This window comes from Pseudomonas sp. AM4(2022) (assembly GCF_036346515.1).
GTDB lineage: Bacteria > Pseudomonadota > Gammaproteobacteria > Pseudomonadales > Pseudomonadaceae > Aquipseudomonas > Aquipseudomonas paracarnis.
Map to the genome: position 1 here is coordinate 77,313 of NZ_JAOTNW010000018.1, position 14,727 is coordinate 92,039.

Consider the following 14,727-nt stretch of genomic DNA (forward strand, 5'->3'; position numbering starts at 1 on the left):
ACCTGACGCGGGGGCGGATGCCCGGCCCCGGGCGGGGCGATTGGATAAAGGCCGACAAGGCAAGGCGCGCCGCGCACAGCAGGGAGTAATCAACTGGCCGGGCACGTTGCTGGGTGGGCGGCCGCAATGCCGTGAGGACCTGCTGTTCCACCTGCTTAGCCGGTCGGCTCCTGAACTGTGGTTGGTGATTGTCGATGCCTCGGCGTCCACTCGGCGCCACCAGGCACTGACTGATGCCAAGGGGCTGCTGGCCCAGCTGTTTGACGATGCTTATCGCCAACGGGCGCGCATGGCGTTATTGACGGCCAGCGGGCAATCGCCGAAGTGGCAGGTGCAAGGCCTGAAGGCAGCTAAAGGTTTGGCCGACTGGTTGGAGCAGTTGGGAGCGGGCGGGGGGACGCCGTTGCTGGCTGCGCTGACGGAGGCGGGGCATTGGTTGGCGGCACGGCGTAAGCGTTATCCCGCCGAGCAACAGAAGTTGCTGGTGGTGACCGATGGGCGGCTCAAGGCGATGGGCGCGCTGCCGCGCTTGGAGTGCCTAGGCATGTTGATTGACATCGAGCGCGGGCCGATCAGGTTGGGACGGGCTGAGGAATTGGCGGTGGGGTTGCAGTTGGATTATCAACATATCGATGATGTGTAGTGCCAGGGAGGGCGCATTCGCGAGCAAGCCCGCTCCCACATTTGACCCAGTACACCCTTTGGAATGCGGACAATTGTGGGAGCGGGCTTGCTCGCGAAAAGGCCCTCAAACACACCACACCTGTATCAGCCTGTCCCCGGCACATTCGGCCAAAGATCGGCCACCAGAAACAACCGCTCGGCTTCCTCCCACTCCTCACCGTTCGGCACCATGCGCACCAGCAACTGCGCCGGGGCCATTGGGTCTAGCTCTGCCAGCCAGCCTTGCATCTGCAACTCACTCCACACTTCATCGGCCGGGTAATGCGCGGGCGCCAGCCAGGCATGGCGGGGCAAGGGTTGCCAGCGACCCTCTGGGCGGGTGCTGACAAAGTCCGTCCAGTCGCGCTGATGCAACCAGCGCCCACGCAGGTGCTGCGGGTGAGCGCCGAGGGGGGAGTGCGCCGCGCCGGGCCAGGGGTAGAGCAGATAGCCGCCGAGCCACAAATGCGCATCAAACGCTTGGATATCCAACGCCGCCAAGGCCTCGCGGCTTTCTGCCCGCGCGGAGATCGGTAATTGATGCTCGGCCAGGTGCGCGAGTTTGCGGTCCAGCCGGTCATGGCAGCCAGGCCCCAGCCATTGCGCGGTGTCCTGGCCGTTGCCGTCCTGCGGGCCCAGGTAGAGTTTGATCGCCAGTTCCAGGTGGTGCACCCCATCGCGGTCGCGCAGCAGCATGTCCAGCTCGCCCAGGGTGTGCCCGGCACGGCGGATCGGCAGGTTGGCGGCCAGCAACTCCACGCCCGGGGCATGCTGCACCGCAAATTGCCACAAGCGCTCGTAGTACAGGCCCAGGCGCCGGGTACGTGACAGGCTCAGCCATTGCTGCAGCGCGCTGCTGTCTTGGTCCAGCTGGCGCAGCCAGGCTTCGAGTTGGTGAGGGGCCTGCACCCAGTCACTGCCCGCCAGCGGGTGGCGCTGCGGCCACGGTGTCTGCGCCAGCATCGGCGGCGCGAGCATCACCCACGCCAGGTCGCGCACCTCGGGGTGGCGCAGTTGGCGGGGCAGGGTGTGCAAGTCGGGGAATGGCGTCATGGTCCGAGCATAGCCTTTTCAGCGCGCAGAAGGTGCCTGAGAACCATTGTCATCAAGGCTTGGCGGCGACAAAGGATTTTGCCTGAGGCGGCCTTTCGCCCATAATCGCTCTTTTTGCCTCACCCCAGATCCCGCAGGAGCCCCATGGAGCAATTTCGCAATATCGGCATTATCGGTCGCCTGGGCAGTACCCAGGTGTTGGACACCGTCCGCCGGCTGAAGAAGTTTCTGCTCGAGCGCCACCTGCATGTGATCCTCGAAGACACCATTGCTGAAATCCTCCCCGGCCACGGCCTGCAAACCTCGTCGCGCAAGATGCTCGGCGAGGTGTGCGACATGGTCATCGTGGTCGGCGGCGATGGCAGCCTGCTCGGCGCCGCCCGGGCGCTGGCGCGTCATAATGTGCCGGTGCTGGGGATCAACCGCGGCAGCCTGGGATTCCTCACCGACATCCGCCCCGATGAGCTGGAAGTCGAAGTGGCCAAGGTGCTCGACGGCCATTACCTGGTGGAGAACCGCTTCCTGCTGCAGGCCGAAGTGCGCCGCCATGGCGAGGCGATCGGCCAGGGCGATGCCCTTAACGACGTGGTGCTGCACCCAGGCAAGTCCACGCGCATGATCGAGTTCGAGCTGTACATCGATGGCCAGTTCGTCTGCAGCCAGAAGGCCGACGGCCTGATCGTCGCCACGCCCACCGGTTCTACCGCCTACGCGTTGTCGGCCGGCGGTCCGATCATGCACCCCAAACTCGATGCCATTGTGATCGTGCCGATGTACCCCCATATGTTGTCCAGCCGGCCAATTGTGGTCGATGGCAACAGTGAGCTGAAAATCGTGGTGTCCAAAGACATGCAGATCTACCCGCAAGTCTCCTGCGACGGGCAGAACCATTTCACCTGCGCCCCCGGTGACACCATCACCGTGAGCAAGAAGGCACAGAAGTTGCGCTTGATCCACCCGCTGGATCACAACTACTACGAAGTGTGCCGCACCAAGTTGGGCTGGGGCAGCCGCTTGGGAGGTGGAGGCGACTGATGCTCGATCCCGCGCGTAGCTACGACCTGATTGGTGACGTGCACGGTTGCGCTCATACCCTTGAGCACTTGCTCGACCAATTGGGTTACCACAAGCAGGGCGGCACCTGGCGCCATCCGTCACGCATGGCTGTGTTTCTGGGCGATATCATCGACCGTGGCCCACGCATCCGCGAGGCGCTGCATATCGTCCACGACATGACCGAGGCCGGCCAGGCGCTGTGCATCATGGGCAACCACGAGTTCAATGCGCTGGGCTGGACCACGCCGGCACCGCCGGGCAGCGGCAAGCAGTTTGTGCGTGAGCACAACCCGCGCCACGCCCGCTTGATCCACGAGACCCTGACCCAGTTCGAACACCACCCGGCCGATTGGCACGACTTCCTTGGCTGGTTCTACGACATGCCGCTGTTTGTCGACGCCGGGCGTTTTCGCGTGGTGCACGCGTGCTGGGACGACGGCTTTATCCAGCCGCTGCGCGCAACCTTCCCGGATGGCTGCATCGACCAGCACTTCCTGCAAGCCGCTGCCGTACCGGGCAGTTTCGCCTGCAACGCGTTCGACCGCCTGTTGCGCGGCACCGATATGCGCCTGCCCGACGGCCTGACGTTGACCGGTGGTGATGGCCTGACGCGTTCGTTCTTTCGCACCAAGTTCTGGGAAGACGACCCCAAGACTTACGGCGACATCGTGTTCCAGCCCGACGCCTTGCCGGAGCCGGTGGCGCGCACGCCGTTGTCGTCCACGCAAAAAAATTCCCTGCTGCGCTATGGCGTCGATGAACCGCTGTTGTTCGTCGGCCACTACTGGCGCAGCGGCAAACCGGCGCCGATCCGCCCGAACCTGGCCTGCCTGGACTACAGCGCGGTGCTGTACGGCAAGCTGGTGGCGTATCGACTGGACCAGGAAACCCAACTGGATCCGCGTAAATTCGTATGGGTCGACGTTGAGCGACCAGAGGCCATTCCATGAGTACCGTAGCTGTATTGCGCTTGCCCCTGAGCGTCGACCTGGGCGGCTTCGTCAAGTTGCTGCACCGCATGCAGGTGCCGCACCGCGTCAGCGAGGAGGCCGGTGAGCAGGTGTTGTGGGTGCCCGAGGCCATCAGCGACGACGTGCGCGTGTTGTATCAACGCTTCCCCGCTGGCGACCCGGACCAGCAACTGGACATTCCCGAGCAGGCGCCGGTTGCGCGGCCAGGTTTTGTCCAGCAGGTGCGTCACAGCCCGATCACCGCGCTGGTGCTGTTGGCCAGCCTGATTGTGGGTGCGGTGACCCTGCTGGGTGAAAACCTGCAAGCCATGGCCTGGCTGACCTTCCTGCCGTTCCGGGTGCTGGGCGAGTACATCCAGTTCACGCCGCTGGCCGACACCCTGGCATCGGGGCAGTGGTGGCGCCTGGTCACGCCGATGCTGATCCACTTCGGCATCCTGCATCTGGCCATGAACGGCATGTGGTACTGGGAGCTGGGCCGGCGCATTGAAGCGCGCCAGGGCAGCATCAACTTGCTGGGCCTGACCCTGTTGTTCAGCGTGGCCTCCAACTACGCGCAATACGCCTACGGTGGCCCCGGCTTGTTTGGCGGCTTGTCTGGCGTGTTGTACGGCCTGCTCGGGCACTGCTGGATCTTTCAATTATTGTCGCCCAACCCGGCCTATCGCCTGCCCCGTGGGGTGCTGGTGATGATGCTGGTGTGGCTGCTGCTCTGCCTGTCGGGGCTGGTCTCGATGATCGGTTTCGGCGAAATCGCCAACGCGGCCCATGTGGGCGGGTTGGTCATCGGTTGCTTGACGGGTTTGCTCGGCGGTTTGTACAACCGTCGCAAAGCGTCTCTTTGATAAGGAAGAGCCTTATGTCCTCTTTTGCTGAAATGATCGAAAACATCACCCCGGACATCTACGAGAGCCTCAAGCTCGCGGTGGAGATCGGCAAATGGTCCGATGGCCGCAAGCTCACCGCCGAGCAGCGCGAATTGTCGCTGCAAGCGATGATCGCCTGGGAGATTCAGAACCTGCCCGAAGAACAGCGCACCGGTTATATGGGCCCGCAGGAGTGCGCGTCCAAGTCCGCGCCAGTACCGAATATCCTGTTCAAATCGGATGCGATCCATTGATTGAAATTGGTCGCGGTGCAGTCAGCAAAATGTCGGCGCAACTCGGTGAGCCGACCGTTCAATACGCCTTTCGCTTAGGAAGCACAGAGGTGCCGGTCAACCCGCTGATCGGCACCCATATACGCTTGGAGTACCTCGGCGCCATCCATTGCAGCCATTGCGGGCGCAAGACCAAGACCAGCTTCAGCCAGGGCTATTGCTACCCGTGCATGACCAAGCTGGCCCAGTGTGACCTGTGCATCATGAGCCCCGAGCGTTGCCATTACGACGCCGGCACCTGCCGCGATCCGGGTTGGGGCGAGACATTCTGCATGACCGACCACGTGGTGTACCTGGCCAACTCGTCGGGCATCAAGGTCGGCATTACGCGTGCTACGCAGTTGCCCACCCGTTGGCTGGACCAGGGCGCCAGCCAGGCGCTGCCGATCATGCGCGTGTCGACGCGCCAGCAATCGGGCTTCGTCGAAGACCTGTTCCGCAGCCAGGTGGCCGACAAGACCAACTGGCGCGCCTTGCTCAAGGGCGACGCGCAATCGGTGGACCTCAAGCAGGTGCGTGATGAGCTGTTCGCCTCTTGCGCCGAGGGCTTGCTGGGTTTGCAGGAACGCTTTGGCCTGCACGCCATCCAAACCATTGCCGACATCGAGCCGATTGAAATCCGCTACCCGGTCGAGCAGTATCCGACCAAGATCGTCAGCTTCAACCTGGACAAGAACCCGATTGCCGAAGGCACGCTGCTGGGGATCAAGGGCCAATATCTGATCTTCGACACCGGCGTCATCAACATTCGTAAATACACGGCCTACCAGCTCGCCGTGCATCAGTAGAAGGATCCCCAGCATGCGCACCGAACAACCGAAGATGATTTACCTGAAGGACTATCAGGCGCCGGACTACCTGATCGACGAGACGCACCTGACCTTCGAGTTGTTCGAGGACCACAGCCTGGTCCACGCGCAGCTGGTGATGCGCCGCAACCCCGAGCGCGGCGCCGGTTTGCCGCCATTGGTGCTCGATGGCCAGCAACTTGAGCTGTTGAGTGTCCACCTGGCCGACCAACCGTTGACGGACGCTGACTACCAGTTGACCGATAGCCATCTGACCGTGCAGCCCAAGAGTGAGACGTTCACCCTCGACACCACCGTCAAGATCCACCCGGAAACCAACACCGCCCTGGAAGGCTTGTACAAATCCAGTGGTATGTTCTGCACCCAGTGCGAGGCCGAGGGTTTCCGCAAGATCACTTACTACCTCGACCGCCCGGATGTGATGAGCGTGTTCACCACCACGGTGATCGCCGAGCAGCACAGCTACCCGGTGCTGTTGTCCAACGGCAACCCGATCGCCAGCGGCCCCGGTGAAGACGGCCGGCACTGGGCGACCTGGGAAGACCCGTTCAAGAAACCGGCCTACCTGTTTGCCCTCGTGGCCGGTGACCTGTGGTGCGTTGAAGACAGCTTCACCACCATGACCAACCGCGAAGTGGCGCTGCGCATCTACGTCGAGCCGGAAAATATCGACAAGTGCCAGCACGCCATGACCAGCCTGAAAAAATCCATGCGCTGGGACGAAGAAACCTACGGCCGCGAGTACGACCTGGATATCTTCATGATCGTCGCGGTCAACGATTTCAACATGGGCGCCATGGAGAACAAGGGCCTCAATATCTTCAACTCCAGCGCCGTGCTGGCCCGCGCCGAAACCGCTACCGACGCCGCCCACCAGCGCGTCGAAGCCATCGTCGCTCACGAATACTTCCACAACTGGTCGGGCAACCGCGTGACCTGCCGCGACTGGTTCCAGTTGTCGCTAAAGGAAGGCTTCACCGTGTTCCGTGACTCGGGCTTCTCTGCCGACATGAACTCGGCCACGGTCAAGCGCATCCAGGACGTGGCGTACCTGCGTACCCATCAGTTCGCTGAAGATGCCGGCCCCATGGCCCACGCCGTGCGCCCGGACAGCTTTATCGAGATCTCCAACTTCTACACCCTGACCGTGTATGAAAAGGGCTCGGAAGTGGTCGGCATGATCCACACCCTGCTCGGTGCCGAGGGCTTTCGCAAAGGCAGCGACCTGTATTTCGAACGCCATGACGGCCAGGCCGTGACCTGCGACGACTTCATCAAGGCCATGGAAGACGCCAACGGCGCCGACCTCAGCCAGTTCAAGCGCTGGTACAGCCAGGCCGGCACTCCGCGCCTGGCGGTAAGCGAGGCTTACGATTCGGCGGCCAAGACCTACAGTCTGACCTTCCGCCAGAGCTGCCCGCCAACTCCGGACAAGGTCGAGAAACTGCCCTTTGTGATCCCGGTGGAGCTGGGCTTGCTGGACGGGCAGGGCGCGGGTATCGCCTTGCGCCTGGCCGGTGAAGCAACGGCGGGTGGCACCTCAAGGGTGATCTCGGTAACCGAAGCGGAGCAGACCTTCACCTTCGTGGACATTGCTGAAAAACCCTTGCCTTCGTTGCTGCGTGGTTTCTCGGCGCCGGTGAAGCTCAGCTTCCCGTACAGCCGCGATCAACTGATGTTCCTGATGCAGCACGACAGCGACGGTTTCAACCGCTGGGATGCCGGCCAGCAGTTGGCCGTGCAGGTGTTGCAGGAACTGATCGGCCAGCATCAGGCGGGCCAGCCGCTGAAGCTCGATCAACGCTTGATCGACGCGCTGCGCACGGTGTTGAGCGATGAAAGCCTGGACCAGGCCATGGTCGCTGAAATGCTCTCGCTGCCGAGCGAAGCCTACCTGACGGAAATCAGCGAAGTGGCGGATGTGGACGCCATCCACGCTGCCCGCGAGTTTGCCCGCAAGCAACTGGCCGACAACCTGTTCGAAGGGTTGTGGCTGCGCTACCAGGCCAACCGTGAGCTGTCCAAGCAAACGCCTTACGTGGCAGAAGCCGAGCACTTCGCTCGGCGTGCGCTGCAGAACATCGCGCTGTCGTACTTGATGCTCAGCGGCAAGCCAGAGGTGTTGGCGGCCACCCTGGATCAGTTCGACACCAGCGATAACATGACCGAACGCTTGACGGCGTTGGCGGTGCTGGTGAACTCGCCGTTTGAAGCAGAGAAAGCCCAGGCCTTGGCGGTGTTTGCCGAAAACTTCAAGGACAACCCGCTGGTCATGGACCAATGGTTCAGCGTACAGGCCGGCAGCACCTTGCCGGGCGGGCTGGCGCGGGTCAAGGCGTTGATGGAGCACCCGGCGTTCACCATCAAGAACCCCAACAAGGTGCGCGCGCTGGTGGGCGCATTTGCCGGGCAGAACCTGATCAACTTCCATGCGGCGGATGGTTCTGGCTACCGCTTCCTGGCGGACCTGGTGATCCAGCTCAATACCTTGAACCCGCAGATTGCCTCGCGCCAACTGGCGCCGCTGACGCGCTGGCGTAAGTACGACAGCGCACGGCAGGCGCTGATGAAAGCGGAACTGGAGCGCATCCTGGGTGCGGGTGAGCTGTCCAGTGATGTGTTTGAGGTGGTCAGCAAGAGCCTGGCGTAACCCTCACTGTCTTAACGCGATCCCCCTGTGGGAGCGGGCTTGCTCGCGAAGGCGGCGTGTCAGTCGACATCAATATGACTGACCCACCGCTTTCGCGAGCAAGCCCGCTCCCACATTTAGGTCAGGGGGCGTCAGTTTGATAAGCGTCGTAACTGCGGCGCGTGCGCTCTATCTCTTCGACCAACCGGTCAATGCCCGCCAACCGCGCCCGGTTGTCATGATCCCAGGGATGAAAGCCCGGCTTGAAATAATGCAGCCAAGGCCGGCACATCCGTGGAAACACCCCCTTGGGCCCATACAAAAATTTAACCATGCGCCATAACCCCCTCAGCGTGCCGCCCGAAGTGCGGTCGGCAAGTAACAGGCGCACGTGAAAATCCAGCACCACCACCCAGAACAGCACGCTGGTGGTCAGCATGGTGCCGGTGCGCAGCAGGTAACGTGCCGGCCCTGGTTTGATCACCCTGTTCCACACATCGAACGCCACGGCTTTGTGTTCGGTTTCTTCCAGGGCGTGCCAGTACCACATCTGCTGGTAACCCTTGAGTGAGTCGCCAAAGCGCGACGGGTCGCTCAGCAGGATTTCCGCGAGCATGGCGGTGTAGTGTTCCAGGGCGATGGTCACCGCCAGGTTGAACGACGGCGGCAGGTGTTTTTTCTGCAGGTCGAGGAAGAACTTCAGGCGTCGGTCGAGGGTGTGCGCTGGTAGGCCGGCCGCTTGCAGCAAGTCGTTGTAGGCCACGTGCTCACGGCTGTGCATGGCTTCTTGGCCGATGAACCCCTGGATCTCTTTTTTCAGTTCGGGATCGTCGATCTGCCCACGGTAGTGGCGCACGCTGTCCATGAAGAACAGCTCGCCCTGGGGAAACAGCAACGACAGGGCATTGAAGAAATGGCTGACCACAGGCCCTTGTTCGTGCCAGTTCTTGATGCGCTCGGCAGGCAAGGCAAAACGGATATCGCGACGGATCGGCAACATGGTGCGTCCTCCTGTTCAGAGTCGAGGCTCGTCGTTGGTTTCAAACACCCGCGTGCGCAGCTTGGGCGCCATGCGTTTGCTGGCAAACACCACCAGGGCCTGATAGGCCGCCGGCAGGCAGCGGGCGAGCAGGTCGAGGAAATAGGCATCGCGGCCAATCAGCACGCGGCGCTTGTTTTTGCGTACGCCTTGCAAGATCACTTTGGCGGCCTGGTCGGCGTCGGTGATGAAGAGTTTTTCGAAATCGGCGCGGGCTTGTTGCTCGCTGTGGATGAGAAAACCGGTCATGTTCGCGTCGATGCGGCTGCTGCGGCAGATGTCGGTACGAATGCCACCGGGGTGTACACAGGTGGCCGACACGCCGCAGCGTTGCAGGTCGAGTTCCTGACGCAAGGCCTCGGTGAAGCCGCGCACGGCGAATTTGCTGGCGTTGTAGCCGCTCATGCCCGGCTGGGCGAACAGGCCGAACACGCTGGACGTATTGATGATATGCCCGTCGCCGCTGGCCTTGAGGTACGGCAGGAATGCCTTGGTGCCATGCACCACTCCCCAGAAGTTAATGCCGACGATCCAGTCCAAGTCGGCGTAATCCACCCCTTCGACGGTGCTCGACAGTGCCACCCCGGCATTATTGAAGACCAGGTTGACTTGTCCGTGCTCGGCCACGCAACGCGCCGCCCAATCGTGCATGGCTTGGCGGTCGGACACGTCCAGCACTTGGGTGGTGACAGTGACGGGCGACAAGGTCGAGGTGCGGATCAGCGCCAGGGTTTGTTCCAGGCCCTGGCTGTTTTTGTCTGCCAGCGCCAGGTGACACCCTTCCCGCGCCAGTGCCAGGGCCAGTGCGCGGCCCATGCCGGAAGCCGCGCCGGTGATCGCCGCGACGCGGCCGTTGAATGACTTCATGACAGGCTGCCTTCTGTGGTGGAGTGGGGCGTTGCAACCGCACGCGGGAGGGCGGGCGCGGGCGCCTGGCTGACGCTGTAGTCTTTGAGGGCAAAATGCCGGGTGACCTGCTTGAAGCGCCAGGTCGAGCCGGGCCACAGCGTGGTGTTCTTGCCGGTGCGCGGGTCGAGGTACCAGCTCTGGCAGCCGCCGGTGTTCCAGATGGTGCGCTTGAGCTTGTCCTGCAACTGCTGGTTGTAGGCGTGCTCCACGGCGGGTTTGACCTCTACCGTGGTAAGGCGCTGGCGCTGCATGTGTTTCAGGGCGTCGAGGATGTACGCGACCTGGGCCTCGATCATCAGGATCATCGAGTTATGCCCCAGGCCGGTGTTGGGGCCGACGATCAGAAACAGGTTCGGGTAGCCCGGCACGGTGGTGCCTTTGTAGGCATGGGCGCCATCGCGCCAGGCGTCCATCAGGTCGATGCCGTCACGGCCGATGATGCAGCCACGGGGCAACGGGTCGCTGGCCTGGAAGCCCGTGCCGAAGATCAGGCAATCGGCGGGGTGCTTGATACCGTCGGCAGTGATCACGCCGTCGGCTTCGATGCGCAGCACGTTGTCGGTGACCACCTCGACATTGCTGCGCGAGAGTGCCGGGTAGTAATCGTTGGAGATCAGCACGCGCTTGCAGCCGATGGTGTAGTCCGGCGTCAGGGTTTTGCGCAGGGAAGGGCGGGCCACCTGTTTGCGCAGATGACGCAGGGCGATTTTCTGCACCATTTTCATCAGGCGTGGATGCAGGGCAAAGCCCACCACGCGGCCTTCCAGTGCCCAGTAAAGCGCAGCGCGCACCAGCTTTTGGGTGAGCGGTACATGCTTGAACAACCAGCGTTCGAGCGCTGAAATCGGCCGATCAGGCTTGGGCATGATCCACGGCGGTGTGCGCTGGAACAGGTCCAGATGCGCTACCTGCGGTGCGATCTGCGGCACGAACTGGATGGCGCTGGCACCGGTGCCGATTACCGCCACGCGCTTGCCCTTCAAGGAATACTCGTGATCCCACTGCTGGGAGTGAAAGCGCTTGCCCCTGAAGCTGTCCAACCCTGGGATATCTGGCATTGCCGGGCGCGACAAGCCCCCCATTCCTGACACCAGCACCCGCGCGCTGACGTGGCGGCCGTCGTTGAAGGTCAGTTGCCAGCGCTGCTGCTGTTCATCAAACAGCGCACGTTGCAGGCCCATGCCCAAGCGCAGGTAAGGCGCGAGCTCGAAGCGCCTGGCGCAGTCTTCCAGATAGGCGCGGATCTCGGGTTGCGGCGCGAACTGTCGCGTCCAGTTCGGGTTGGGCGCAAAGGAAAACGAATACACATGGGACTGCACGTCGCAGGCGCAACCTGGGTAGTGGTTGTCGCGCCAGGTGCCGCCGAGGGTCTGGGCCTGTTCGGCAATAAAGAAGTCGGTGAGCCCGGCTTCCTTGAGTTTGATCGCCATGCACAGGCCCGCGAACCCGGAGCCAATGATGGCGATGTCGATTGAATCACGGGGGGCATTCATAGGGCTGCCTCTTCGATAAAGCGCTTGGGCATCGGATGTGCTCCTGTTTTTGTTTTGTCTTTTAGATAGAACACCATTGCAAAGGAAAATTGAATTATTTATTTTAAAAAAGATTTTAAATAATCTACCTGAAAAATTCGCCTACGCTAGCACCTTGTTGCGCATGAGCGATTTGTCCGACGGACGAACGTGGTATGCATGAAGTGCAGGTCCAGGGTGTGGACGATGGCTGAGGCCAGACCAATTCCGGTCGGGTCGCCAGCAGCAGGGAAGCAGAGGACCGAGCTATGGCTGTCGAGTGGGTTGTCGCTGCAGGTGTGCTGGTGGGTGCCAGCGCGGCGTTATGGGGCTTGAGTGCCTGGATGACGCGGCGCATTGAAGCGACCGTGCCGAGCAACGGGCGCTTTGTCGAGGTGGACGGCGAGCGCTTTCATTATGTCGAAGAGGGCAAGGGCCCGCCGCTGGTGATGATCCACGGGCTGATGGGCAGCAGTCGCAACCTGACCTATGCCTTGTCCGGCCAGCTGCGTGAGCATTTTCGGGTCATCAGCCTCGACCGGCCGGGTTCGGGCTACTCCACCCGACAGAGCGGCACGCCAGCAGACTTGCGAGCCCAGGCGCGACAAATCGCGGCTTTTATCAAGACGCTGGACCTGGACAAACCGCTGGTGCTGGGGCACTCCTTGGGCGGCGCGATTGCCCTGGCGCTGGCCCTCGACCATCCCCATACGGTGTGCGGGTTGGTGCTGGTTGCGCCCTTGACTCACCCCCAGCGCATGCTGCCGCTGGTGTTCCTGTCTCTGGCCGTGCGCCCGGCCTGGCTACGGCGCTGGGTGGCCCACACCTTGACCCTGCCCATCGGCCTGCTGACCAAAGACTCGGTGGTGAAGGGCGTATTCGCCCCCGATCCTGCGCCGCCGGACTTTGCCACCCGTGGCGGCGGTTTGCTGGGCATGCGCCCCGACAACTTCTACGCCGCGTCCACCGAGATCAACCGAGTCAACGACCACCTGCCGGACATGGTCAAGCGCTACTCCCAACTGACTCTGCCCATCGGCCTGATCTACGGCGGGCAAGACAAGGTGCTCGACTTCCAGAAACACGGCCAGGCCCTGGCCAGCAAGGTGCCAGGGCTGAAAATGCAGGTGATCGAAGGTCGTGGGCATATGTTGCCAATCACCGCAACCGAGCGCGTGGCGGCGCTGGTAGAGCAGGTGGCAAAGCGGGTCCGACCGGGCGAGAACGTCAGGCCCTTACACCCTCCTGTCGCCCTGGCGAGCCAGTAACAGTGCCACCTAACTGCGGCGCATAGGCGTTGACGCCTGCCCTGAACACCTGACCAGACGGCTGAAAAGAGACTGCACGGTCACGGAAAAAAGGGCTGGAGAAACTAGTTGACGACCTAACGATTCCGCGCTATTTATTTAAAAAAATTATTTCAATGTGTAATTTGAAATTATTTTTGAAATGCCTAAGAGCGAATAAAATAATGAAAAAAACGCCTTTTATCGCATGCATGATTTCTCGCAGCAGTCAGCGCACCGCTGCCGCATTGCCTACCGAATGTGTTCGGAGGCTGCCATGAACCAGACTCTGGCAACTGCGCATGTCTGGGCCGACGGCAAACGCCACCTGTGGTGGCTGGGCATCATGCCGCTGGCGACGCCCTTGCTCTCCGGCGCCCTTGCCATCACCACAGGCGTGCAACAACTGTGGTGGGTGGGCGTACTGGTGATTTTCGGCTTGATCCCGCTGATTGACGGCCTGCTTGGCGAAGACGTCAGCAACCCGCCTGAATCTGCGGTGAGCCACCTTGAATCCCAACGCTACTACCGCTGGATCGTCTACACCGGCGTGCTGTTTGTGATTTCCTCGGTGGTCATCACCGGTTGGCTCGCTGCTGGCGGCATCGACTGGATCATCAACGGCGGCCTGTTGCACGCCACGGCCACGCTCGAACCCTCAAGCTGGCTGGCCAAGACCGCCGCGTTCATCACCGCACGCACTGAACTTCACGGTGAAGTCAGCTGGTTGACCTATGTGGGCATGGCCATGTCCACCGGTGCGGCCACCGGCATTGCCATCAACACCGCCCATGAGCTGGGGCACAAACCCAAACCCCTGGAAGTGTTTTTGGCCAAGGTCACCCTGGCGCCGACGTTCTACGGGCACTTTTACACCGAACATAACCGTGGCCATCACGTACGGGTCGCTACCCCGGAAGATCCTGCCAGCTCGCGCCTGGGTGAAAGTTTCTGGGCATTCCTGCCGCGTTCAGTGTGGTTCAGCGCCGTGTCGGCCTGGAATCTGGAGCGCGAACGCCTGCGCAAACTCGGCCTGCCGGCCCTGCACTGGAAGAACGCCGTGCTCAGCGCCTGGATGTACAGCGTGGTGTTGTGGGGCGCGATGATTGCCTGGCTGGGGGCGGCGGTAATTCCGTTCCTGATTATCCAGGGCATCTACGGGTTCTCATTGCTGGAAGTGGTGAACTATGTCGAGCATTACGGCCTCAAGCGTCAGAAGTTGCCCAATGGCCGTTATGAACGCTGTTCGCCGCGTCACTCATGGAACAGTAATCGCATTGTCACCAATATCTTTCTGTTCCAGTTGCAGCGGCACTCCGATCACCATGCCAACCCCACGCGCAGTTATCAGTCGTTGCGTCACTTTGATGAGTCGCCGCAACTTCCGTATGGCTACGCCAGCATGATTGTCTGGGCTTATGTGCCGTACTTGTGGCGCCGCCGCATGGACCACCGTGTGCTGAATCACTATGGCGGTGATATCAACCTGACCAATCTTCAACCGTCAAAGCGCTTGAAGTACCTGGAAAAGTACAGCGGTAGTGCCAAGCCGTTTTGAGATGAAGTAAGCCTTCAGGGGGTACTCGGGATCTGTGTATCGCGCAGGTCCTTATCGCCCGGCGTTTTGAATGCAAGCACCTGG

The 14,727-nt window shown here is 61.7% G+C and carries 13 protein-coding genes; 9 read left to right on the forward strand and 4 right to left on the reverse strand.

Annotation, left to right across the window (positions count from 1 at the left end; all coding sequences use genetic code 11):
- Positions 1-40 precede the first annotated feature (40 nt).
- Complete coding sequence (locus ODQ19_RS21780) at positions 41-643, forward strand: vWA domain-containing protein (RefSeq protein WP_330211173.1); 603 nt, start codon at positions 41-43, stop codon at positions 641-643.
- 125 nt (positions 644-768) lie between these two features.
- Here the strand turns inward: ODQ19_RS21780 and ODQ19_RS21785 are convergent, their stop codons facing one another.
- Positions 769-1,716, reverse strand: a complete 948-nt coding sequence (locus ODQ19_RS21785) for a DUF1853 family protein (protein WP_330211174.1) — start codon at positions 1,714-1,716, stop codon at positions 769-771.
- Positions 1,717-1,860: 144 nt separating this feature from the next.
- Here ODQ19_RS21785 and ODQ19_RS21790 point away from each other — a divergent pair, with 144 nt between their 5' ends.
- From ODQ19_RS21790 to pepN, 6 genes are read left to right on the forward strand one after another with little or no spacing between them, the layout of a single operon-like run.
- The gene (locus ODQ19_RS21790) at positions 1,861-2,751 is read left to right on the forward strand and encodes an NAD(+) kinase (RefSeq protein WP_003217892.1); all 891 of its coding nucleotides are present in this window, start codon (positions 1,861-1,863) and stop codon (positions 2,749-2,751) included.
- Entirely contained in the window at positions 2,748-3,722 is a 975-nt protein-coding gene (locus ODQ19_RS21795) for a metallophosphoesterase (RefSeq protein ID WP_165861689.1), read from the forward strand. The genes ODQ19_RS21790 and ODQ19_RS21795 overlap by 4 nt, the downstream gene beginning before the upstream one ends.
- A complete protein-coding gene (locus ODQ19_RS21800) occupies positions 3,719-4,588 on the forward strand; it encodes a rhomboid family intramembrane serine protease (protein WP_330211175.1) in 870 nt (289 codons plus the stop codon). The genes ODQ19_RS21795 and ODQ19_RS21800 overlap by 4 nt, the downstream gene beginning before the upstream one ends.
- Positions 4,589-4,602: 14 nt before the next feature.
- Positions 4,603-4,863: a YeaC family protein gene (locus ODQ19_RS21805; protein ID WP_003190750.1), complete on the forward strand. Its 261-nt coding sequence runs from the start codon at positions 4,603-4,605 to the stop codon at positions 4,861-4,863.
- Positions 4,860-5,690, forward strand: coding sequence for a DUF2797 domain-containing protein (locus ODQ19_RS21810; protein ID WP_330211176.1), 831 nt, complete (start codon positions 4,860-4,862; stop codon positions 5,688-5,690). The genes ODQ19_RS21805 and ODQ19_RS21810 overlap by 4 nt, the downstream gene beginning before the upstream one ends.
- A gap of 13 nt (positions 5,691-5,703) precedes the next feature.
- Positions 5,704-8,361, forward strand: coding sequence for an aminopeptidase N (gene pepN, locus ODQ19_RS21815; protein WP_330211177.1), 2,658 nt, complete (start codon positions 5,704-5,706; stop codon positions 8,359-8,361).
- Positions 8,362-8,482: 121 nt separating this feature from the next.
- Here pepN and ODQ19_RS21820 read toward each other — a convergent pair whose 3' ends face one another.
- From ODQ19_RS21820 to ODQ19_RS21830, 3 genes are read right to left on the reverse strand one after another with little or no spacing between them, the layout of a single operon-like run.
- Positions 8,483-9,340, reverse strand: a complete 858-nt coding sequence (locus tag ODQ19_RS21820; RefSeq protein WP_330211178.1) for a metal-dependent hydrolase — start codon at positions 9,338-9,340, stop codon at positions 8,483-8,485.
- 15 nt (positions 9,341-9,355) lie between these two features.
- Positions 9,356-10,246 carry an SDR family NAD(P)-dependent oxidoreductase gene (locus ODQ19_RS21825; RefSeq protein WP_330211179.1) on the reverse strand — a complete coding sequence of 297 codons (891 nt, stop codon included), beginning with the start codon at positions 10,244-10,246 and terminating at the stop codon, positions 9,356-9,358.
- Positions 10,243-11,781, reverse strand: a complete 1,539-nt coding sequence (locus tag ODQ19_RS21830; protein ID WP_330211180.1) for a flavin-containing monooxygenase — start codon at positions 11,779-11,781, stop codon at positions 10,243-10,245. The genes ODQ19_RS21825 and ODQ19_RS21830 overlap by 4 nt, the downstream gene beginning before the upstream one ends.
- Before the next feature lie 287 nt (positions 11,782-12,068).
- Between ODQ19_RS21830 and ODQ19_RS21835 the strand changes: the two genes are divergently transcribed.
- Entirely contained in the window at positions 12,069-13,067 is a 999-nt protein-coding gene (locus ODQ19_RS21835; RefSeq protein ID WP_330211181.1) for an alpha/beta fold hydrolase, read from the forward strand.
- A gap of 295 nt (positions 13,068-13,362) precedes the next feature.
- Positions 13,363-14,643: an alkane 1-monooxygenase gene (locus ODQ19_RS21840; protein WP_330211182.1), complete on the forward strand. Its 1,281-nt coding sequence runs from the start codon at positions 13,363-13,365 to the stop codon at positions 14,641-14,643.
- Positions 14,644-14,727: the final 84 nt, after the last annotated feature.

Excerpts from the sequence above, each read along its gene's own strand:
- ODQ19_RS21840 (WP_330211182.1), top strand. The coding sequence starts at position 13,363 with ATGAACCAGACTCTGGCAACTGCGCATGTCTGGGCCGACGGCAAACGC.
- ODQ19_RS21820 (WP_330211178.1), bottom strand. The coding sequence starts at position 9,340 with ATGTTGCCGATCCGTCGCGATATCCGTTTTGCCTTGCCTGCCGAGCGC.
- ODQ19_RS21835 (WP_330211181.1), top strand. The coding sequence starts at position 12,069 with ATGGCTGTCGAGTGGGTTGTCGCTGCAGGTGTGCTGGTGGGTGCCAGC.
- ODQ19_RS21785 (WP_330211174.1), bottom strand. The coding sequence starts at position 1,716 with ATGACGCCATTCCCCGACTTGCACACCCTGCCCCGCCAACTGCGCCAC.
- ODQ19_RS21825 (WP_330211179.1), bottom strand. The coding sequence starts at position 10,246 with ATGAAGTCATTCAACGGCCGCGTCGCGGCGATCACCGGCGCGGCTTCC.
- ODQ19_RS21830 (WP_330211180.1), bottom strand. The coding sequence starts at position 11,781 with ATGAATGCCCCCCGTGATTCAATCGACATCGCCATCATTGGCTCCGGG.
- pepN (WP_330211177.1), top strand. The coding sequence starts at position 5,704 with ATGCGCACCGAACAACCGAAGATGATTTACCTGAAGGACTATCAGGCG.
- ODQ19_RS21790 (WP_003217892.1), top strand. The coding sequence starts at position 1,861 with ATGGAGCAATTTCGCAATATCGGCATTATCGGTCGCCTGGGCAGTACC.
- ODQ19_RS21800 (WP_330211175.1), top strand. The coding sequence starts at position 3,719 with ATGAGTACCGTAGCTGTATTGCGCTTGCCCCTGAGCGTCGACCTGGGC.
- ODQ19_RS21805 (WP_003190750.1), top strand. The coding sequence starts at position 4,603 with ATGTCCTCTTTTGCTGAAATGATCGAAAACATCACCCCGGACATCTAC.